Source organism: Kitasatospora sp. NPDC001132, assembly GCF_053598415.1.
This window is the reverse complement of sequence record NZ_JBSFKF010000052.1, coordinates 18,776-41,693: the sequence shown is the minus strand read 5'-3', so window position 1 is coordinate 41,693 and position 22,918 is coordinate 18,776. Positions and strand designations below refer to the sequence as shown.

Genomic DNA, 22,918 nt, shown 5'->3' with positions numbered 1-22,918 from the left:
ACGAGTTGATGGCCGAGCAGCTGGCCACCGCCACCGCCCGGGGCGGCCCCGGCGACCTGGCCACACTCCTCACCGGCAACGACACCTGGACGGTGCAGGCTTCCTGATGAGACAAGCGACCAGGACGTACGAGCCGGTGACCGGCGCGGGTGAGGGCTCGGCCCCGAGCCCTCACCCCCACGACGCCGGGGTCGGTGTCATGACCGCGGGACCGCTCACGGCGGCTCCCCCCACCCGGTCCCCCCTGTCGGCGGCCCGGCACTGCCTGGTCGAGTCCCGACCGGTGGTGCAGATCGTCTTCCTGATGCGGTTCCTGGTGGGCGCCGTCTGCGGGGCGGTCGGCGGCGACGGCTGGTCGGCCGGCGGGGTGCTGCTCGGCGGGCTGGCCATGACCTGCGCGGTCATGGCGGCCTACCTGCTGAACGGCGTGATGGACATCGCCGAGGACCGGGCGAACGGCTCGCGGCGCCCGATCGCCCGCGGCGCCCTGCGCCTGCGGACGGCGGCCGCCGGGGTGCGGTTCCTGTCCGGTGCCGCCCTGGTGCTGTCGGTGTTCGTGCCGGGAGAGTTCTGGTTCATCGTGCTCTCCCTCTTCCTGGGCTACGCCTACTCGGTGCCGCCGCTGGCCGCCAAGCGGCGCACCGCGACCAGTGCCGCCGCGGTGATCGCGATGGGGGCCTCCAGCTACCTGGCCGGCGCGGTCTCCGCCGGCGGCGGCGGGATCTCGGAGGGGCCCCTGCTGTTCTGCGGGCTGCTGGCCCTGTGGATGGGCTTCGTGGGCGCCGTCACCAAGGACCTCGGCGACATCGCCGGCGACCGGGAGGCGGGCCGCCGCACCCTCGCGGTGGTGTACGGCGAGCGGACGGCCAGGCTGTTCGCCGCGGTCTCGGCCATCGCCCTGGGGGCGGCCGGGCTGCTGCTCGGACTCCGCACCGAACTGCTGCTGGCGGGCGCGGTGCCGCTGGCCTCCGGGGCCGGCTGGGTCGCGGTGCGCTGCCTGTGGCCGGACAAGGAGCGGGCCCGCGGCCCGTACCGGGCGTTCATGGTCACCCAGTACGCGGCGAACGCGGGCCTGGCCCTCGGTCTGCTCGTCGGGAAGTGATCGCGATCCGCTGCTCACCGACCGATCAGTCGCGCGGACTGGGCCTTGTTGACGGCGTCGAGCCGGGTGGTCGCTTCCAGCTTGGTGAAGATGTTCCGCAGGTGCCGCTTGACCGTGCCCTCGGTGATGCCGAGCCGGCGCCCGATCTGCCGGTTGCTCATGGCCTCGGCCACGCAGGTGAGCACCTCCAGCTCGCGCGAGGTGAGGACGTTCTGCGGCTCGGGCCGCTCCGCCGGGCGCGGTGGTCGGGCGGTGGGCCGCTGCGGGGTGAACAGGATGGTGCCCCCGGCGACGGCGCTGCGCACCGCGGCGAGCAGCACCTCCCGGGTGGCCGACTTGTGGAGGTAGCCGAAGGCTCCCTCGGAGAGCAGGGAGTGGACGAGCTCGTCGTCGTCGTGCATGGTCAGGACGACGATGCGGGAGTCCGGGACGGCGGTCTTGAGCTGCCGTACGGTCTCGATCGGGCCCGGCCCGGGCATCTCCAGGTCGAGCAGGATGACGTCCGGCTGCAGTTGGACCGCCTGGTGGACGGCCATCGGGCCGTCGCCCGCCTCGCCGACCACGGTGATGTCGGGCTCCCTGGTCAGCAGGTTGCACAGGGCGGTGCGGAGCAGGACGTGGTCGTCGGCCGCGAGGACGCGGACCTGGGAATCGCTCATGAGACGTATTCACCGGAGCAGTCGACCGCCGGCAACGGTATTCGGAACTGGATCCGGGTGCCCTTTCCGTTGATGTTGGCGACCGACAGGGTGCCGCCCATGGCGGTGGTCCGCTCGCGCATGGAGACCATGCCGTTGCCGCTCTGGAACTTGGACGCGGACAGGTCGATGCCCTTGCCGTTGTCGGTGACCCGGGTCTCGAGCACGCCGTCGCCGAGGTTCACCTCGACCTGGATGCTGGTGGCCCCCGAGTGCTGGTAGGCGTTGCGCAGGCACTCCCGGATGATCAGGAAGACCTCGTCGTGTTGGAGCGCGGTCATCTCCGTGGTGCCGCCCTCGACGTGGATGTCCACCACGGTGTCGGCCGGGCAGGACAGTTCGACGTAGTCGAGCAGCCGCTTGTGGAAGCTGGTGCGGCTGCGCGGTGCGCGCAGGCCGTTCACCAGCTCCCGGACGAACCCGAAGGTGTCCTGGAGCGCGGTCTTGGCCTCCTCGATCCGGGCGGAACCCGGTCCGGGACCGCCGGCCTCGGCCTCGGCCTCATGGAGTTCGAGCAGGCGCATGGCCAGGCCGAGGCTGCTGCCGATCCGGTCGTGGATCTCCCGGGCGAGCCGGGCCCGTTCGGCGGAGTTGATCCGGTTGACCCCGCGCATAAGGAAGGCGTCGTAGCCGATCAGCGCCGCCTGCACCCGGCTGTGGACGCTCTGGTGCAGGGCTCTCACCGCACGCCGCATCCGGACGAGTGCCACGTCGTCCGGCAGGCAGGCCATCATGTCCGGTAGCGCGTCGAGGACGATGTCGGTGAGGATCTGGGCGGCCCGGAGTGACTCCATGGCGGGGATGTGCTGGAGCGCCCGACGGGCGCCGAGCTCCAACGAGGAGAACTCCGCGTCGAATTGCTCGGGGAGTTCGGCACGGGGGCCGTGGATGGCTCTGATGCAGTCGGCCATGATCTCGCGGGCCTGCTGCTCGCACTCCGGCCACACCGTCTCCTCGAGGACCAGGAGACTGCCCGCGGAGCGCAGCGCCTCCGCGTAGGCCGCGATGGCCGAATCGACGACCTTCTCCAGCCCGCAGGGATCGGGTGTCAATACTTTGGCAACCACTCTGTTTCCCCCCATTCATCCATGGCCGACGTTCCCAGTGGCCCGGTCACGACCGTCCATGCAGCGTCGATCATATGCACAATGACGTCGCTGTCTGTCAACTGGATGTTACGGATAAGGGCAACGGCGAACCGGGGGCGTCCGGCTGGATCGTAGACGAACCACATCTGAGAACGGGCGCTTCCAGAGAGTGGTGTCATGGTGGCATTCCGTAGCCGTCACCCCTCGAGGTCGAGTGCCTCCCAGTGCCGGCGCGAACCGTCCGTGACCACCCGGCCGAACAGGACGTCGGCGAAGTGACCGCCGAAGCCCAGCGTGTCCGGGGTGGACAGCTCCCGGAGGATCCGCAGCCGGGAGTCCACCGAGACGTCCCGTGCGGAGTCCACCAGCACCCGCCACTCCGGCCGCTCCACCTGCACGGCACTGTGCAGGGCGTCACCGATGACGACGAGCCGCCGCCCGCCGGACGAGATGATGTACGAGGTGTGGCCGAGCGTGTGGCCGGGGGTGTTCCAGGCCGTGACGCCCGGGAAGATCTCCTGGCCGTCCGTCGCGCCGACCGCGTTCTCCTGGAGGTGCCGCGCGGCGGCGGCCGACGGCGCGCCGTGCCAGCCGCGCCACTCCGTCAACGAGGTGACGAACCGGGCGGAGCCGAAGAGCAGCCCCGAACCGTTGGCGTTCGGGGCGAAGGCCCAGCCCACGTGGTCCTCGTGGAGATGGGTGAAGGCCACGGTGTCGACGGCCTCGGGCGCCAGACCGTGCGCGGCCAGGCCCGCCGGCAGCCGCCCGCCCTCCTCCGCGCCGAGGAAGGGGTAGCTGTCGGCCGGTGACGTGCGGCGCGGCCCGTAGCCGGTGTCGATCAGCAGCGCCCGGCCCCGGTGCTCGACCAGCAGGCTGCCGACGGATGCGACCAGGTAGCCGCCCTCGTCGAGGTGGTCGGAGTGTCGCTGCCAGTCGCCGCCGCCGGTCTCGGGGAACCAGGCGCGCGGAATCAACTGGACGAATCCGTCCGGAAGGTAGGTCAGCCGGTGATCACCGAATTCCAGCGTACGGGTGGGGGAGATTCGGCGGAGCCGCTCGCCCCTCTCCGCTGCCGTCGGGGATTGGGCTGGCTGCTGCGGGTACGGCACGTCTTCGACCACGTGGATCACGGTAGACGGGTTGCTCCCCATCTTTCAACGTTCGCCGACTGCGGCGACGGTCACATGCCGATGGTGAACTGTCGACCGTCCGACGGCTTTTGGCCATTCGGTGGGGGAAATGGGCGGCTACGGTCGGTTCGTGCGGCTGATTCGACGGGTGTTCAATCCCGGTTGAGGACGGTGCGGATGACGTCGAGGCGGCTCCTGGATTTCCACAAAAAGCGTTCAACTGACATTAGTTGATGGACGGTCGGATCGAGAAGGATTGCCCGGTGGCACGCGTCGGCAGGGCCGGCGACGGGCTTGACCAGCGATTGACCCGAAGCCGTGGAGCGTCAGGAGGCGATGCCCGGACTTTACCGGGGCCCCGCCGGACCTTACCGGGGACGGCGCGGCGCCGCAGGCCGGTCCGAGGGGCGGGCGGGGCGAGCAGGGGGCGAACAGGGGTCGATGGCGGGCCGCACCGGTCACCGCCGGGGTCGCGGAGCGGCCCGCGCCGCGCCGGGCGAGGGACCCCGGGGTCGGGGCCGCGGCTGGGGACGCGGCCGGTCGGGGTCGCGGTCGGGGTGGGGGACGTAGGGGGACTGCTAGGGGTTGGTGCGGATTCGGGGCGGCCGTAGCGTGCCGGTGATCGCGTGTGCCGGGGCTCGGGGCCGGCCGGCGGTCGAACCGGTGGCCCGCGGGCGCCGCAATCCTTCACCGAACCAGGAGGTCCGGCGCGATGACAACCGCAGCAGGTGTGAGTCGCGTGGTACCCGGCCGCGGGGCTCGCCCGGCCGGCGGTCCGGCGACCGGTGAAACGGGTGCGCCGGTGGAGGATGCCGTCGCCGTCGTCGGGGTGGCCTGCCGGCTCCCCGGGGCGGACGGACCCGACGCGTTCTGGGCGATGCTGAGGGAGGGCCGCAGCGCCGTCGCCGAGGCGACGGTCGAGCGCTGGGGCCGCGACCTCGGCGAGCACGCCGCCCGGCACGGAGCGTTCCTGGACCGGGTCGACCTCTTCGACGCCGGCCTGTTCGGCGTCTCGCCGCGCGAGGCCGCCGCCATGGACCCGCAGCAGCGGCTCGCCCTGGAACTCGGCTGGGAGGCCCTGGAGGACGCCGGCACCGCCCCCGACCGGCTGTCCGGCACGGCCACCGGCGTCTTCCTCGGCACCATGAACGCCGACTACGCGCTGCTCGCCGACCGCCTCGGCCCGGACGCCATCGGCCGGCACACCCTGACCGGCTCGCAGCGCTCCATCATGGCCAACCGGCTGTCCTACACCCTCGGCCTGCGGGGCCCCAGCCTGTGCGTGGACACCGGCCAGTCCTCCTCACTGGTGGCCGTGCACCTGGCCGCGGAGAGCCTGCGCCGGGGCGAGAGCGAGCTCGCGCTGGCCGGCGGCGTACAGCTCAACCTGGTGCCCGAGACGGCCCTGGTGGCCGAGGGCTTCGGCGGGCTCTCCCCGGACGGCCGCTGCTTCACCCTCGACGCCCGCGCCAACGGCTACGTCCGCGGCGAGGGCGGCGCCCTGGTCGTGCTCAAGCCGCTCGACCGCGCGCTGGCCGACGGCGACCGCGTCTACGCCGTCATCCGCGGCGGCGCCGTCAACAACGACGGCGCCACGCCCGGGCTGACCACGCCCGACCCGGCCTCGCAGCGCGAGGTCGTCGAACTGGCCTGGCGGCGGGCGGGGATCCCCACCGACGGCGTCCAGTACGTCGAACTCCACGGCACCGGCACCAGCGTCGGCGACCCCGTCGAGGCCGCCGCGCTCGGCGCGGCACTGGCCGCCGGGCGCGTCGACCGGCCGCTGCAGGTCGGCTCGGCCAAGACCAACGTCGGACACCTGGAGGGCGCCGCCGGAGCCGTCGGCCTGCTCAAGGCCGTCCTCAGCATCCACCACCGGGAACTGGTCGCCGGCCTCAACCACGAAACCCCCAACCCGGCCCTCGACCTGGCCGCCCTCGGCCTGAGCGTGCGGCGGCACACAGGCCCGTGGCCCGAGGCCGACCGCCCGCTGCTGGCCGGCGTGAGCTCCTTCGGCGTGGGCGGCACCAACTGCCACCTGGCGCTGTCCGAGACGCCCCGGCCGACCACCCCGGGCGGCGAGCACCCCGCGCCGGCCGGGCGGCAGTTCGCCTGGCCGGTGCACGGCCACGGCGAACCGGGCCTTCGGGCCCAGGCGCGGCGCCTGCACACCCACCTGACGGAGCACCCGGACCTCGACCCGGCCGACGTCGCGCACACCCTCGCGGTCGGGCGGGCGGCGCTGCGCCACCGCGCCGTCGTGGTGGGCGCCGACCGGACCGGGCTGCTGGCCGGGCTGGCGGCGGTGGCCGCCGGCGAGGAGGCCGGCGGGGTCGTCCGGGGTGCGGCCGAGGCCGGGAAGCTGGCGTTCCTGTTCACCGGACAGGGAGACCAGCGGCTCGGCATGGGCCGGGAGCTGTACGAGGCCTTCCCGGTGTTCGCGGACGCCTTCGACGCGGTCTGCGCGCGGGTCGAACTGCCGCTGCGCGAAGCGGTGTTCGGGTCGGACGCGGAGCTGCTGGGGCGGACCGAGTACGGGCAGCCCGCGCTGTTCGCGCTCCAGGTGGCGCTGTTCCGGCTGTACGAGAGCTGGGGCGTGCGGCCGGACTTCCTGGCCGGGCACTCGCTCGGCGAGCTGGCGGCCGCGCACGTCGCGGGCGTGCTGTCGCTGGACGCCGCCACCACCCTGGCGGCGGCGCGCGGACGGCTGACCCAGGAGCTGGCGGCGGGCGGTGCGATGGTGGCGGTCAAGGCCGCCGAGGCGGACGTCCTGCCATTGCTGACCGACAACGTCAGCGTCGCCGTGATCAACGGCCCGACGTCGGTGGTGATCTCCGGCGACGAGTCCGAAGCCCTGGCCCTCGCCGGGAAGTTCGAGAAGTGGAAGCGGCTCAACATCCCGTTCTCGTCCCACTCGCCGCTGGTGGAAGGGATGTTGGAGGAATACCGCCGAGTCGCCCAGGGGCTGACGTACACCGCGCCGCGGATCCCGGTGGTGTCCACCGTGACGGGAACGGTCGTGACGGCCGAGGAACTGTGCTCTCCCGAGTACTGGGTGCGGAACGTCCGCCAGTCCGTGCGCTTCCTCGACGCGATGCGCACCCTGGAGGCCCAGGGTGCCACCGCCTACCTGGAGTTGGGACCCGACGGCGTGCTGTCCGCCGCCGGCCCCGACTGCCTGACCGGCGCGGGCGGCGTGTTCGCGCCCTCTCTGCGGGAGGGGCGGGACGAGCTCCGCACGGCGATGGGCGCCGCGGCGACCGCGTACGTCAACGGGGCTCCGGTGGACTGGGCGGCCCTCGGCGGCGGCCGCCGGGTGCCGCTGCCGACGTACGCCTTCCAGCGGGAGAGCTACTGGCTGTCCGGGGCGCAGGCCGCTCCGGGCGCGCTCGGCCAGGCCGTTCCGGGGGCGCCCGGCCAGACCGGCCCGGCGGAGGCCCGGCAGGAGACGGCGGGCACGGAGGGCCGCCTGAGAATCTGGCGGGACCGCGTCGCGGGCACCTCCGAGTCCGAACGCGAGCGGCTGCTGGCCGAGTTGGTGCAGTACCAGGTGGCCGTGGTGCTCGACTACCCGGGCGCCGGGGCGGTCGACGTCACCGCGTCCTTCAAGCAGCTCGGCTTCGACTCGCTGACCGCCGTGGAGCTGCGCACCCGACTGGCCGCCGCCACCGGGCTCGACCTGCCCGCCAGCCTGCTCTTCGACTACCCGCGGCCCGCCGTCCTGGCGCGTGAGCTGGTGGACCGGCTCCTCGGCACCACGGAGGGGACGGCGGCCGACGAGACCCCGGCCGGCGGACCGGAGCCGATCGCGATCGTCGGCATGGCCTGCCGCTACCCGGGCGGGGTCGCCTCGCCCGAGGACCTGTGGCGCCTGGTGACGGACGGCGCGGACGCCGTCGGCGGCTTCCCGGCCGACCGCGGCTGGGACCTCGCCTCGCTCTACGACCCCGATCCGGCCAACCCCGGCACCTCCTACACCCGCCAGGGCGGATTCCTGGACGGCGTCGGCGAGTTCGACGCCGGGTTCTTCGGGATCTCGCCGCGTGAGGCCCTCGCGATGGACCCCCAGCAGCGGCTGCTGCTGGAGACCTCCTGGGAGGCCTGCGAGCGCGCGGGCATCGACCCGTCGACGCTCCGGGGCAGCCGGACCGGCGTCTACGTCGGCGCGATGTCGCACGACTACGGGCCGCGGCTGCACGAGGGCGCCGACGGCCTCGACGGATACCTGCTGACCGGCACCACGGCGAGCGTGATGTCGGGCCGCGTCTCCTACACCCTCGGGCTTGAGGGCCCCGCGGTCACCGTGGACACCGCGTGCTCCTCCTCGCTCGTCGCCCTCCACCTGGCCGTCCGGGCGCTGCAGCGCGGCGAGTGCGGCACGGCGCTGGCCGGCGGCGTGGCGGTGATGTCCACCCCGGGCATGTTCGTGGAGTTCAGCCGCCAGCGCGGGCTCTCGGCGGACGGCCGCTGCAAGCCGTTCGCGGCCGCGGCGGACGGCACGGGTTGGGGCGAGGGCGCGGGCATGCTCGTCCTGGAGCGCCTGTCGGACGCCGAGCGCCTCGGGCACCCGGTGCTCGCGGTGGTGCGCGGCAGTGCGATCAACCAGGACGGTGCCAGCAACGGCCTGACCGCCCCCAACGGGCCGTCGCAGCAGCGGGTGATCCGCGCGGCGCTGGCCGACGCCCGACTGTCGGCCGGTGAGGTCGACGTCGTGGAGGCGCACGGGACGGGTACCCGGTTGGGTGACCCGATCGAGGCGCAGGCGCTGCTGGCGACGTACGGGCAGGAGCGCGGCGGGGACCCGCTGTGGCTCGGGTCGCTGAAGTCGAACATCGGTCACACTCAGGCGGCGGCCGGTGTCGGTGGCGTGATCAAGATGGTCATGGCGATGCGGGCGGGCGTGCTGCCCAAGACCCTGCACGTGGACGAGCCCTCGCCGTTCGTGGACTGGTCGGCGGGGGCGGTCGAGCTGCTGACCGAGGCGCGGGGCTGGCCGGCGGGCGGACGGCCCCGTCGGGCCGCCGTGTCCTCCTTCGGGGTCAGCGGGACCAACGCCCATGTGGTGCTGGAGCAGGCGCCGGAGTCCGAGGCTTCCGCGGCGCCGACGGCCGGTGGTGTGGTGCCGTGGGTGCTGTCGGCCCGGAGTGAGGCCGCGCTGCGGGAGCAGGCGCGGCGGCTCCGCGGGTGGATGTCCACGACGGAGGCCGACCCGGCCGACATCGGGTACTCCCTCGCCGCCACCCGGACCGCGTTCGAGCACCGGGCCGTGGTGATCGGCGACGGGCGGGATGAGCTGCTGACGGCGCTCGACGCCGTCGCCCGGGGCGAGGCCGCCGCCGGTGCGGTGTCCGGGCGGGTGCGTTCGGGGCGTCCGGTGTTCGTGTTCCCGGGTCAGGGTTCGCAGTGGCTGGGCATGGCGCAGGGGTTGCTGGCGGATGAGCCGGTGTTCCGTTCCCGGATGGAGGAGTGCGCCAAGGCGCTTGTTCCGTATGTGGATTGGGATCTGCTGGAGGTCGTCTCGGGTGGGGACGGCGGGTGGATGGAGCGGGTGGACGTGGTCCAGCCGGTGCTGTTCGCCGTGATGGTCTCGCTGGCTGCCCTCTGGCGTGCGAACGGTGTGGAGCCGTCGGCGGTGGTGGGGCACTCGCAGGGCGAGATCGCCGCCGCTGCCGTCTCCGGCGCGCTCTCCCTGGAGGACGCGGCGCTGGTGGTGGCGCTGCGCAGCCAGGCGATCATCGAGCTCTCCGGGCTGGGCGGCATGGTGTCCGTTCCGCTGCCCGTGGAGAGTGTCCGCGAGCTGCTGTCCGGCCGGGATGGAATCTCGATCGCGGCGGTCAACGGCCCCGGCTCGGTGGTGGTTTCGGGCGATGCCGGTGCCCTGGACGAGCTGATGGAGCACTGCGCCGGGCAGGAGATCCGGGCGCGTCGGATCGCGGTGGACTACGCGTCGCACTCGGCGCATGTCGAGCGCATCGAGGCCCGTCTCGCGGAGCTGCTGGCCCCGGTCACGCCCCGGGTTCCGGAGGTGCCGTTCCACTCCACCGTCACCGGTGAACTGATCGACTCGGCGGCGCTGGACGCCGGGTACTGGTACCGCAACCTCCGCCAGACGGTGGAGTTCGCGTCGACCGTCGACGCCCTGCTGGCCTCGGGCCACTCGCAGTTCATCGAGGTGAGCGCCCACCCGGTGCTGACCGTCGGTATCCAGGAGGCCATCGACGCCGCCCTCGCCGAGGCCACGGTCCAGGGCACCCTGCGCCGTGACCAGGGCGGCCGGGAGCGTTTCCTGACCGCCCTCGCCGAGGCCTGGTCCAACGGCGCCACCGTCGACTGGGCCGCCCAGTTCGAGGACACCGCAAGCCGCGTCGACCTGCCGACCTACGCCTTCCAGCGCGACCGCTACTGGCTCGCCCCCGCCAAGCCGGGCGCCGGAGCCGTGAGCGAAGCGGGCCTGGGCGCGGCCGACCACCCGCTGCTGGGTGCTGTGGTGGCGCTGGCCGACCGCGACGGGCACGTCTTCACGGGCCGCCTGTCGGTGCAGACCCAGCCGTGGCTGGCGGACCACGCGGTGGCCGGCACGGTGATCCTGCCGGGTACGGCGTTCGTCGAGCTGGCCGTCCGCGCGGGTGACCAGGCGGGCTGTGACGTGCTGGAGGAGCTGACCCTGGAGGCGCCGCTGGTGCTGCCCGTCCAGGGTGGCGTGGCGGTGCAGGTGGTGGTCGGTTCGCCCGACGCCGACGGCCGCCGCGAGGTGGAGGTCTACTCCCGCGCCGAGGACGCGGCGCCTGACGAGCCGTGGACCCGCCACGCCACCGGCACCCTCGGTCGGGCCCGCGACGCCGCGGCCGGATTCGCGGAGGCCGAGTGGCCGCCCCGCGACGGCGTCGCGATCGACGTGGACGCCCTCTACGAGCGGCTGGACGCCGCCGGGTTCACCTACGGTCCGGCGTTCCGGGGCCTGCGGGCCGCCTGGCAGCGCGGGGACGAGATCTTCGCCGAGGTCGCCCTCGCATCGGAACAGCAGTCCGAGGCGGGCAGGTTCGGGCTGCACCCCGCGCTGCTCGACGCGGCCCTGCACGCCGCCGGGTTCGCGGTGCTGATCCAGGACGACGGCCCGGGCCGGCTGCCGTTCTCCTGGCGCGGTGTCCGGCTGCACTCGGTCGGCGCGTCCGTGCTGCGGGTGCGGCTGACCCTGACCGGGCCCGAGGAACTGTCGCTGGCCGTCGCCGACGCGGCCGGGGCCCCGGTGCTCGACGCCCGGTCGCTGATGCTCCGTCAGATGCGCCCTGTGACAGGGGAGAGCGAGGCCGGAAGCCTGTATCGGGTGGAGTGGTCGGCCCTCCCGTCCGGCTCCCCGGCCGAGCCCGCCTCCGCCGGCTGTGCCGTGCTCGGCGCCGACGGGCTCGGCGTCCGCAGCGCGCTGGAAGCCGCGGGCCTGTCCGTGGCGCACTACCCGGAGCTTTCGGCGCTCACCGCCGAGGCGGGGGCCGGCCGCGCCGTGCCCGCCACGCTGTACGTGCCGATGACGGCCGGCAGCGAGGGCGGGGACGACCTGGCCGACGAGACCCACCGTGCCACGCTGCGGGCACTGGACGTCCTCCAACACGTACTGGCGAACGGGGAGTTCGAGCGGACCACCATCGTCGTGGTGACCCGCGGCGCGATCGCGGCGGGTGCCGGCGAGACGGTGTCGGACCTCTCGCACGCGCCGGTCTGGGGCCTGCTGCGCACCGCGCAGTCGGAGAGCCCCGGCCGCTTCGTCCTGGTGGACCTCGACGACGCCGACCGCTCGCGGCTGCTGCTGGCCGCCGCGGTGGCCACCGGTGAGGCCCAACTCGCCCTGCGGTCCGGGGAGATCCGCGTGCCCCGGCTCGCCCGCGCGCTGCCCGCCGGCGAGGCCGAGGCGTACGCCGCAGCAGTCCCGCGCCTCGACCCGAACGGCACCGTCCTGATCACCGGCGCGACCGGCGCCCTCGGCGGGCTGCTCGCCCGCCACCTGGTCACCGCGCACGGCGCCCGCCACCTGCTGCTGCTCAGCCGCAGCGGCCGGGCGGCGGCGGGCGCGGCCGAGCTGGAGGCCGGGCTCCGGGAGCTGGGCGCCGAGGTGGAGCTGGTGGCCTGCGACGCGGCCGACCGCGCCGCGCTCGCCGCCCTGCTGGACACCGTCCCTGCCGACCACCCGCTCACCGCCGTCGTCCACACCGCCGGTGTGCTCGACGACGGCGTGATCCCCGCGCTCACGCCGCAGCGGGTCGCGGCCGTCCTGCGGCCCAAGGTCGACGCGGCGCTGGCCCTGCACGAGCTGACCGCCCACCTCGACCTGGACGCCTTCGTCCTCTTCTCCTCCGTCGCCGCCACCCTCGGCAACGGCGGCCAGGGCAGCTACGCCGCGGCCAACGCCCTGCTGGACGCCCTGGCCCACCGGCGGCAGGCGGACGGTCTGGCCGCCACCTCGCTGGCCTGGGGATTCTGGGCGCTCCGCAGCGGCATGACCGGCCACCTCGAAGGCGTCGACGTGGCCCGGATGGAGCGGTTCGGCCTGGGGGCCCTGCCCTCGGAGGCCGGGCTCGCCCTGTTCGACGCCGCGCTCGCCAGCGGGGCGGCGGCGTACGTCCCGGCCCGGCTGGAACTCGCCCCGATCCGCGGCAGGGCCCGCGCGCTCGGTGAGGTGCCGACGATGTTCCGCGGCCTGGTCCGGGTGCCGGAGCGCCGTGCCGCGGCCGCCGCCGACGGCGCGTCCGACGTCCGGTCCTTCGCCGACCGCCTGGCGGCGGCCCCGGCCGATGAGCGGGCCGGGCTGGTGCTGGACCTGGTCCGGGCGCAGACCGCCGCCGTCCTCGGCCACGCCTCCCGCGAGGCCGTCGACGGGGGCAACGCGTTCAAGGAGCTCGGCTTCGACTCGCTGACCGCGGTCGAGCTGCGCAACCGGCTCAACGCCGCGACCGGGCTGCGGATGCCGGCCACCCTGATCTTCGACTACCCGACACCCACGGCCCTGGCCGGCTTCGTCCGGCGCGAACTCGCCCCCCGGGACGAGCCGGAGGAGGACCGCTCACTGCTCGCAGAGCTCGACCGGCTGCGGTTCGCGATGTCCACGGCCGAACCGGACGAGCTCGAACGGGACCGGGTGACCGCGCGGTTGGAGTCGCTGCTGGCCGAGTGGACCGGCGGCGGGCGAGACGAGCGCGGCGGTTCCGACGAGGTCGACCTCGGGGCGGCCAGCGACGACGAGATGTTCGCCCTCCTCGACAACGAGCTCGGGCTTTCCTGAAGTGATCACGACCAGTTCCCGGCCTGATACGGCGGAGGTGATGGGCCATGTCCACTGAGGATCGGCTTCGCGACTATCTCAAGCGCGCCACGAACGACCTGATGAAGGCCAAGCAGCGGCTGCGCGAGGTGGAGGAGCGGGACAACGAGCCCGTGGCGATCGTCGGCATGGCCTGCCGCTACCCGGGTGGGGTCGCCTCGCCCGAGGACCTGTGGCGCCTGGTGGTCGACGGCGCGGACGCCGTCGGCGCCTTCCCCACCGACCGCGGCTGGGACCTCGACGCGCTCTACCACCCGGACCCGGACCACCCCGGCACCTTCTACGCGCGGGAAGCCGGATTCCTGCGCGACGCCACCGAGTTCGACGCGGGCTTCTTCGGTATCTCCCCGCGGGAGGCGTCGGCGACGGACCCGCAGCAGCGGCTGCTGCTGGAGACCTCCTGGGAGGCCTTCGAGCGGGCGGGCATCGACCCGGCGACGGTGCGCGGTACCAAGGTGGGCGTGTTCACCGGCGTCATGTACCACGACTACGGCTCGCGCCTGTCACAGGTGCCCGCCGACGTCGAGGGCTACCTGGGCAACGGCAGCGCCGGCAGCGTGGCGTCCGGCCGCGTCGCCTTCTCCCTCGGGCTGGAGGGCCCGGCCGTCTCCGTCGACACCGCCTGCTCGTCCTCCCTGGTCGCCCTGCACCTCGCGGTGCAGTCGCTGCGGCAGGGCGAGTGCTCGCTGGCCCTCGCCGGCGGTGTGGCCGTCATGTCGACCCCGGCGACGTTCATCGAGTTCAGCCGCCAGCGCGGGCTCTCAGCGGACGGCCGCTGCAAGTCCTTCGCGGCCGCCGCCGACGGCACCGGGTGGGCCGAGGGCGCGGGCGTGCTGCTGGTGGAGAAGCTGTCGGACGCCCGGCGCCTCGGGCACCCGGTGCTCGCGGTGGTGCGCGGCAGCGCGATCAACCAGGACGGTGCCAGCAACGGCCTGACCGCCCCCAACGGCCCCGCGCAGCAGCGCGTCATCCGCCAGGCCCTGGAGAACGCCCGACTGTCGGCCGGTGAGGTCGACGTCGTGGAGGCGCACGGGACGGGTACCCGGTTGGGTGACCCGATCGAGGCGCAGGCGCTGCTGGCGACGTACGGGCAGGAGCGCGGCGGGGACCCGCTGTGGCTCGGGTCGCTGAAGTCGAACATCGGTCACACCCAGGCGGCGGCCGGTGTCGGTGGCGTGATCAAGATGGTCATGGCGATGCGGGCGGGCGTGCTGCCCAAGACCCTGCACGTGGACGAGCCCTCGCCGTTCGTGGACTGGTCGGCGGGGGCGGTCGAGCTGCTGACCGAGGCGCGGGGCTGGCCGGCGGGCGAGCGCCCGCGCCGGGCCGCCGTGTCCTCCTTCGGGGTCAGCGGGACCAACGCCCATGTGGTGCTGGAGCAGGCGCCGGAGTCCGAGGCTTCCGCGGCGCCGACGGCCGGTGGTGTGGTGCCGTGGGTGCTGTCGGCCCGGAGTGAGGCGGCGCTGCGGGAGCAGGCGCGGCGGCTGCTGGCGGCGGTCGCGGAGGAGCGGCCGGCGGATGTCGGTTTCTCGCTGGTGTCCTCGCGGGCGGTGTTCGAGCACCGGGCCGTGGTGGTCGGCGAGGGCCGGGAGGCGCTGCTGGTGGGCCTGGGCGCGCTGGCGGACGGCCTGCCGGGCGCGGGCGTGGTGTCCGGGCGGGTGCGTGCGGGGCGTCCGGTGTTCGTGTTCCCGGGTCAGGGTTCGCAGTGGCTGGGCATGGCGCAGGGGCTGCTGGCGGATGAGCCGGTGTTCCGTTCCCGGATGGAGGAGTGCGCCAAGGCGCTGTCCCTGTATGTGGATTGGGATCTGCTGGAGGTCGTCTCGGGTGGGGACGGCGGGTGGATGGAGCGGGTGGACGTGGTCCAGCCGGTGCTGTTCGCCGTGATGGTCTCGCTGGCTGCCCTGTGGCGTTCGTGCGGTGTGGAGCCGTCGGCGGTGGTGGGGCACTCGCAGGGCGAGATCGCCGCCGCTGCGGTGTCGGGCGCTCTGTCGCTGGAGGACGCGGCGCTGGTGGTGGCGCTGCGAAGCCAGGCGATCACCGAGCTCTCCGGGCTGGGCGGCATGGTGTCCGTCCCGCTGCCCGCCGAGCAGGTGCGTGAACTCCTTTCGGGCCGTGAGGGCTTGTCCGTCGCGGCCGTCAACGGCCCCAGCTCGGTGGTCGTTTCCGGCGATGCCGGTGCCCTGGACGAGCTGATGGAGCACTGCGCCGCGCAGGAGGTCCGGGCGCGTCGGATCGCGGTGGACTACGCCTCGCACTCGGCGCACGTCGAGCGCATCGAGACCCGCCTGGCCGAGCTGCTGGCCCCGGTCACGCCCCGGGTTCCGGAGATCCCGTTCCATTCGACGGTCACCGGCGAGGTCATCGACTCGGCCGCGCTGGACGCCGGCTACTGGTACCGAAACCTGCGTCAGACGGTGGAGTTCGCGTCGACCATCGACGCCCTGCTGGCCTCGGGCCACTCGCAGTTCATCGAGGTCAGTGCCCACCCGGTGCTGACCGTCGGTATCCAGGAGGCCATCGACGCCGCCAACGCCGAGGCGAGCGTCCAGGGCACCCTGCGCCGTGACCAGGGCGGCCGGGAGCGCTTCCTGACCGCCCTCGCCGAGGCCTGGTCCAACGGCGCCACCGTCGACTGGGCCGCCCAGTTCGAGGACACCGCAAGCCGCGTCGACCTGCCGACCTACGCCTTCCAGCGCGACCGCTACTGGCTGGAGCCCGAGGCTGCCGCCGACGCGCCGGCCGCCGTGGTCGACGCCGTCGAGGCCGGCTTCTGGGAGACCGTCGAGCGCGAGAGCCTCGACGAGCTGACCGCCACCCTTGCCCTGGACGCGCACGCCCCGCTGAGCACCGTGCTGCCCGCACTGGCCTCGTGGCGGCGCCGTCAGCGCGAGCGTTCGGCGCTGGATGCCTGGCGCTACCGGATCACCTGGCGCCCGGTCGGCCACTCCCCGGCCGGTCCCGCCGCCGCGACGCTCGCGGGCACCTGGCTGGTCGCCGTCCCGGAGACGGCCGACGAGGTTCTGGTCCGGGCTGTCGAGGAGGCGCTCACCGCGTGCGGCGCCGAGGTGGTCGCCCTGCCGTGGCGGGCGGCCGAGGACCGGGGTTCGCTGGCGTCGCGGCTGCGGGTCGTCGCCCACGAACACGCTGATGTGGCGGGCGTGTTGGCGCTGCCCTTCGCCTCCGCTGCGGCAGCGGACGCGGAGGACGTTCCGGCGGCCGTGGTCGCGGCCACCGTCCTGGTCCAGGCGCTGGGCGACGCCGAGCTGGCCGCCCCGCTGTGGCTGGCCACCCGGGGCGCCGTCACCGTCGGCCGGGCGGATGCCGTCGAGGCTCCCGAGCAGGCGCTGCTCTGGGGTCTGGGACGGGTGGTCGCCCTGGAGCACCCGGACCGCTGGGGCGGCTTGGTGGACCTGCCCGCCGCGCCGGACGGGCGGGCGCTGGCCCGACTGGCCGGCGTGCTGGCCGGTGCGCCCGGGGAGGACCAGGTGGCGCTGCGTCCGGAGGGCGTGTTCGCCCGCCGGCTGGTGCGTCCGCGCTCCGACGCGGCCTCCGCCGAGCCCTGGCAGCCGCGCGGAACGGTTCTGGTCACCGGCGGTACCGGGGCCCTCGGCGGGCACGTCGCCCGCTGGCTGGCCGCGAACGGCGCCGAGCGTCTGGTGCTGGCCGGCCGTCGGGGCCTGGAGGCGCCCGGTGCGGCCGAACTGGCCGCCGAACTGGCCGAGTCGGGCGTGGCGGTCGACCTCGCGGCCTGCGACGTGGCCGACGCCGAGGCGCTCGCCGCCCTGCTGGACACCGTCCCCGCCGACCAGCCGCTCACCGCCGTCGTGCACACCGCCGGCGTGCTGGAGGACGGGGTGGCGGACGCGCTGACGCCCGAGCGGTTCGCGGCCGTGCTGCGGCCCAAGCTCACCGCCGCGCGCCGGCTGCACGAGCTGACCGCCCACCTCGACCTGGACGCCTTCGTCCTCTTCTCCTCCTTCGCCGGCACCGTCGGCAACCCCGGTCAGGCCAACTACGCCGCCGCCAACGCCTACCTGGACGCGCTCGCCGAGCAGCGCCGGGCCGCCGGCCTGCCGGCCACCGCCGTCGCCTGGGGCCACTGGGCCGGCGGCGGGCTGGCCGACTCGGCCGCCCGGGACGCCCGGCTGCGCCGGGACGGGCTGGTCGCGATGGCGCCGGAGGCCGCCGTCGCCGCGATGGCCGCCGCGGTGGGACGGCCGGACGCGCTCACCGTGATCGCCGACGTGGAGTGGGAGCGCTTCGCCCGCAACTTCTGCGCCACCCGCCCGAGTCCGCTGCTGGCCGAACTGCCCGAGGCCCAGCGGGCGGTGGCCCCCGCCGACCGGCCGGCGGACGGCGGAGAACGGACGGGCCTGGCCGAGCGGTTGGCCGCCCTGCCGGCCGCCGACCGGGAGCGCCACCTGCTGACGCTGGTGCGCGGCCAGGTCGCCGGGGTGCTCGGCCACGCCTCGCCGGAGGCCGTCGACCCGGTGCGCGCCTTCCGCGAGCTGGGCTTCGACTCGCTGACCGCCGTCGAGCTGCGCAACCGGCTCGCCGCCGTCACCGGCCTCACGCTGCCCGCCACCCTGGTGTTCGACCACCCGACGCCGTCCGCGCTGACCTCCCTGCTGCTCGGCCTGCTGGTCGGCGACCGGGAGGCCGGCGCGGCCCCGGTGGCCGTACGGGCGGGTGCGACCACCCGGGCCGCCGACGAGGAGCCGATCGCGATCGTCGCGATGAGCTGCCGCTTCCCCGGCGGGGTCAGCAGCCCCGAGGAGCTGTGGGAGCTGCTCGCCGGCGGACGGGACGCGATGACGGGCTTCCCGGCCAACCGCGGCTGGGACCTCGACGCGCTCTACCACCCGGACCCGGACCACAAGGGCACCTGCTACGCCCGTGAGGGCGGATTCCTGCACGAGGCGGGCGAGTTCGATGCCGGCTTCTTCGGGATCTCCCCGCGTGAGGCGCTGGCGATGGACCCGCAGCAGCGCCTGCTGCTGGAGACCTCCTGGGAGTTGTTCGAGCGCGCCGGCATCGACCCGGCCGCACTCAGGGGCAGCCAGGCGGGCGTGTTCGTCGGCACCAACGGCCAGGACTACGTGCCGCGCCTGCACGAGGGCCCGCAGGGCGTCGAGGGCTACCTGCTGACCGGCAGCGCCGCCGCCGTGGTCTGCGGGCGGATCGCCTACACCTTCGGCCTTGAGGGCCCGGCCGTCACCGTCGACACGGCCTGCTCGGCCTCCCTGGTCGCCCTGCACCTGGCCGCCCAGGCGCTGCGCAACGGCGAGTGCACGATGGCGCTGGCCGGCGGTGCCACCGTGATGTCCCAGCCGGGTTCCTTCATCGAGTTCAGCCGCCAGCGCGGCCTGGCCGCCGACGGCCGCTGCAAGGCGTTCGCCGCCGCGGCCGACGGGACGGGCTGGGGCGAGGGCGTCGGCCTGGTGCTGCTGGAGCGCCTCTCCGACGCCGAGCGCAACGGACACCGGGTCCTGGCCGTGGTGCGCGGCAGCGCCGTCAACCAGGACGGTGCCAGCAACGGCCTGACCGCCCCCAACGGTCCTTCCCAGCAGCGCGTCATCCGCCAGGCCCTGGCGGCCGCCCGACTGTCGGCCGACGAGGTCGACGCCGTCGAGGCGCACGGCACCGGCACCACCCTCGGCGACCCGATCGAGGCCCAGGCCCTGCTCGCCACCTATGGCCAGGAGCGCACCGGCGAGCCGCTGTGGCTCGGCTCGGTGAAGTCCAATCTCGGCCACACCCAGGCCGCCGCCGGCATCGCGGGCGTCATCAAGATGGTCATGGCGATGCGGGAGGGCGTCCTGCCCAAGACCCTGCACGTGGACGAGCCGACCCCGCACGTCGACTGGACCTCCGGCGCCGTCGAACTGGTCACCGAGACCCGCGCCTGGCCCGAGACCGGGCGCCCGCGCCGCTCGGGCGTCTCCTCCTTCGGCATCGGCGGCACCAACGCCCACGTCATCCTGGAGGCCGCGCCGCCCGTCGAGGAACAGCCGGTCGCACCGGTGACCGGACCGGTGCCGCTGGTGCTGTCCGGCCACTCGGGACCGGCCCTGCGCGACCAGGCCCGCCGCCTGCGGACCTGGCTCTCCCGCGAGTCCGACCCGGACCTCACCGCGCTGGCCACCGCGCTGGCCGGCGAGCGCGCGGCCCTGGGCCACCGCGCCGTGCTGACGGCCTCGGACGCGACGGAGCTGGCGGCCGGGCTGGAGGCCCTCGCCGACCGGGAGGGCGCGGCCGGCCTGGCCATCGGCGCCGTGCGCGAACCCGGCCGCACCGCCTTCCTGTTCACCGGACAGGGCAGCCAACGGCCGGGCATGGGCCGCGGGTTGTACGAGGCCCACCCGGTCTTCGCGGACGCCTTCGACGCGGTCTGCGCACGGGTCGAACTGCCGCTGCGCGACGCCGTGTTCGGCGATGGCGCGGAGCTGCTGGACCGCACCGAGTACGCCCAGCCGGCGCTGTTCGCCGTCGAGGTGGCGCTGTTCCGCCTGTTCGAGAGCTGGGGGCTGCGCCCGGACGTCCTGGTCGGCCACTCGATCGGCGAGATCGCCGCCGCCCACGTCGCGGGCGTCCTGTCGCTGGACGACGCCGTCACCCTGGTCGCGGCCCGCGGCCGGCTGATGCAGGCGCTGCCCGAGGGCGGCGCGATGGTCGCGGTGGAGGCCACCGAGGAGGAGGTCCTGCCGCTGCTCACCGAGAACGTGAGCATCGCGGCGATCAACGGCCCGACCTCCGTGGTGGTCTCCGGCGATGAGTCCGGCGTCCTCGCGGTGGCCGGCCGGTTCGCCGGGCAGGGCCGCCGGACCAAGCGGCTGAACGTCAGCCACGCGTTCCACTCCCCGCTGATGGACGGCATGCTGGACGACTTCCGCCGGGTGGCGGAGGGCCTGACGTACGCGGCGCCGCGGATCACCGTGGTCTCCGACGTCACCGGTGCGGTCGCCACCGCCGAGGAGCTGTGCTCGCCCGACTACTGGGTGCGCCACGTCCGCGAGGCCGTCCGCTTCCTCGACGGCATGCGCACCCTGGAAGCCGACGGCGTCACCACCTTCGTCGAACTCGGCCCCGACGCCGTGCTCACCGCCCTGGGCCGCGACTGCCTCGACGAGCGGACCGACGCCCTGCTGGTGCCGGCGCTGCGCCGGGACCGCGACGAGGCCGGCGCGGTGCTGTCCGCCCTCGCCGAACTCCACGTGCACGGGCACACGCCGCACTGGCAGGCCGTGCTCGGCGCCCCGCCCGTCCGCCGCCTCGACCTGCCCACCTACGCCTTCCAGCACGACTGGTACTGGCTCGACACCGACCCGGCGACCGCCCCCGCCGCCCCGGCCGCCGACGACCGGCGCCCGGCCGGGACCGCCCGGGAGGCCGGCTTCTGGGCCGCCGTCGAGGACCAGGACCTGACCGCCCTCGCGGAGACCCTGCGGCTGCCCGACCCGGCGCCGCTCGGCGCGATCCTCCCGGAGCTCTCCTCCTGGCGGCGCCGCACCCGGGAGCTGTCCGCCGTCGACGCCTGGTGCCACCGCTTCACCTGGCAGCAGCTGCCCGAGCCCGCCCCGGCCGGTGCCGTCGGCGGCTGGCTGCTCGCCGTCCCCGAGCCGCAGGCCGACCACGCGCTCGTCACCGGGGCCGTCGACGCCCTCACCGAGGCCGGCGCCGACGTGCTCACCCTCGAACTCGACACGGGCGACGCGGACCGCACCGTCCTGGCCAAGCGCCTGGCCGAACTCCTCGCCGACGGGACCGAGGTGACCGGCGTGCTGTCGCTCGCCGCCCTCGACGAGCGGCCCCACCCGGACCAGGAGGAACTCTCCACCGGCCTGGCCCTCACCCTGGCCCTGACCCAGGCCCTCGGCGATGCACAGCTCCACGCACCGCTGTGGGCGGTCACCAGCGGTGCCGTCACCGTCGCCGCGACCGACCGACCGGACCACCCCGGGCAGGCCCAGGTCTGGGGCTTCGGACGGGTCGCCGCCCTGGAGCACCCGCTGCGCTGGGGCGGACTGGTCGATCTGCCCGCCACCCTGGCGGACCGCCGCACCCGCTCCCGCCTGCTCGGCGTCCTCACCGGCGGCTCGGGCGAGGACCAGGTGGCGGTGCGCCCCGGCGGGCTCTACGGACGCCGCCTGACCCCGGCCGAGCCCACCGGCCAGGCCGAACCCACCGGTTCGCGCGGCGCCGGCTGGGTCGCCGGCGCCACCGTACTGATCACCGGCGGCACCGGCGCCGTCGGCGCCGAGGTGGCCCGCCACCTGGCGCGCGGCGGCGCCGCCCACCTCGTGCTGGCCGGCCGCCGGGGCGCCGACGCCCCGGGCGCCCCGCAGCTGCGGGACGAACTGGTCGCCCTCGGCGCCCGGGTCACCCTCGCCGCCAGTGACCTCGCCGACCGCACGGCCGTGGCCGACCTGCTGGACCGGCACCCCGTCACCGCGGTCGTGCACGCCGCCGGCGTCGTCGACGACGGCACCGTCGAGCTGCAGACCCCGGAGCGCTTCGCCACCGTGCTGCGCCCCAAGGCGGTCGCCGCCCGGCACCTCGACGAGCTCACCCGCTCGCGCGACCTCGACGCCTTCGTCCTGTTCTCCGCCTTCGCCGGCGCCGTCGGCAACCCCGGGCAGAGCAACTACGCGGCCGCCAACGCCTACCTGGACGCGCTCGCCGAACAGCGCCGCGCCGACGGCCTGCCCGCCACCTCGCTGGTGTGGGGCGTCTGGGGCTGCGGCATGGCCGCCGAGGGCGACGTCACGGAGCAGCTGGAGCGGGCCGGGCTGCGGGTGATGGCCCCCGAGTCCGCGGCCGGCGCCGTCGACCGGGCCCTCCCGCCCGGCCAGGCGGTGCTCGCCGTCGCCGACGTCGACTGGCCGCGGTTCGTCGGCCGGCGCACCGCGCAGCGGCCGAGCCGGCTCTTCGACGAGCTGCCGGCCGTCCGGGGCGAGCGCGCCGGGCACACCGGGGCCCCGGCCGCCGGGGCCGAGCCCACCGCCGGCCTGGCCGAACGGATCGCCGCCGCGCCCGCGGCCGAGCGGGAACGCCTGCTGCTGGCCCTGGCCCGCGAGTCGGTGGCCGAGGTCCTGGGCCACCGCGGCACCGCCGCCGTCCACCCCGACCGGGCCTTCAAGGAGCTGGGCTTCACCTCGCTCGCCGCCGTCGAGCTGCGCAACCGGCTGGACGTCGCGACCGGGCTGCGGCTGCCCGCATCCCTGGTCTTCGACCACCCCACTCCCGCCGCCCTGGCGGAGTACCTGCGCGTCCGGCTGGTCCCGGACGCGGCCCCGCAAGCCCCGGCCGTCCTCGCCGAACTCGACCGGCTGGAAGCCGCGTTGGCGGAGGCGACGGAGGGCGGGCTGCTCGCCGTCCTGCCCGACGAAGCCGACCGGGACGCCGTCGGGAACCGGCTCAGGACACTGCTCTCCACCTGGACCGGGGCCCTGGGGGCCGCCGAGCCGGAGACGGTCGCCGACCAACTCGACGCCGCCTCCGACGACGAGATCTTCGACTTCATCGACCGGAAGTTCGGGGCCTCATGACCAGCAACGCACGCGCACTCCAGACGACTCCGGCAGGTGGAC

The 22,918-nt window shown here is 74.8% G+C and carries 6 protein-coding genes; 3 read left to right on the top strand and 3 right to left on the bottom strand.

The genetic code is table 11. The features are described from left to right. Positions 1-199: 199 nt before the first annotated feature. Positions 200-1,102, top strand: coding sequence for a UbiA prenyltransferase family protein (locus ACWDBE_RS37220; protein ID WP_449810188.1), 903 nt, complete (start codon positions 200-202; stop codon positions 1,100-1,102). 14 nt (positions 1,103-1,116) lie between these two features. Here ACWDBE_RS37220 and ACWDBE_RS37215 read toward each other — a convergent pair whose 3' ends face one another. The 3 genes from ACWDBE_RS37215 to ACWDBE_RS37205 all read right to left on the bottom strand — a co-directional run bounded on the left by ACWDBE_RS37215 (position 1,117) and on the right by ACWDBE_RS37205 (position 4,009). After that, complete coding sequence (locus ACWDBE_RS37215) at positions 1,117-1,761, bottom strand: response regulator (protein WP_449793512.1); 645 nt, start codon at positions 1,759-1,761, stop codon at positions 1,117-1,119. Continuing rightward, positions 1,758-2,852: a sensor histidine kinase gene (locus ACWDBE_RS37210; RefSeq protein WP_449793511.1), complete on the bottom strand. Its 1,095-nt coding sequence runs from the start codon at positions 2,850-2,852 to the stop codon at positions 1,758-1,760. The genes ACWDBE_RS37215 and ACWDBE_RS37210 overlap by 4 nt, the downstream gene beginning before the upstream one ends. 233 nt (positions 2,853-3,085) lie before the next feature. Beyond that, positions 3,086-4,009, bottom strand: coding sequence for an MBL fold metallo-hydrolase (locus ACWDBE_RS37205; protein ID WP_449793510.1), 924 nt, complete (start codon positions 4,007-4,009; stop codon positions 3,086-3,088). Positions 4,010-4,820: 811 nt separating this feature from the next. Here ACWDBE_RS37205 and ACWDBE_RS37200 point away from each other — a divergent pair. Next, positions 4,821-13,289, top strand: a complete 8,469-nt coding sequence (locus ACWDBE_RS37200; RefSeq protein WP_449810187.1) for an SDR family NAD(P)-dependent oxidoreductase — start codon at positions 4,821-4,823, stop codon at positions 13,287-13,289. 47 nt (positions 13,290-13,336) lie between these two features. Next, entirely contained in the window at positions 13,337-22,876 is a 9,540-nt protein-coding gene (locus ACWDBE_RS37195) for a type I polyketide synthase (protein ID WP_449810186.1), read from the top strand. Positions 22,877-22,918: the final 42 nt, after the last annotated feature.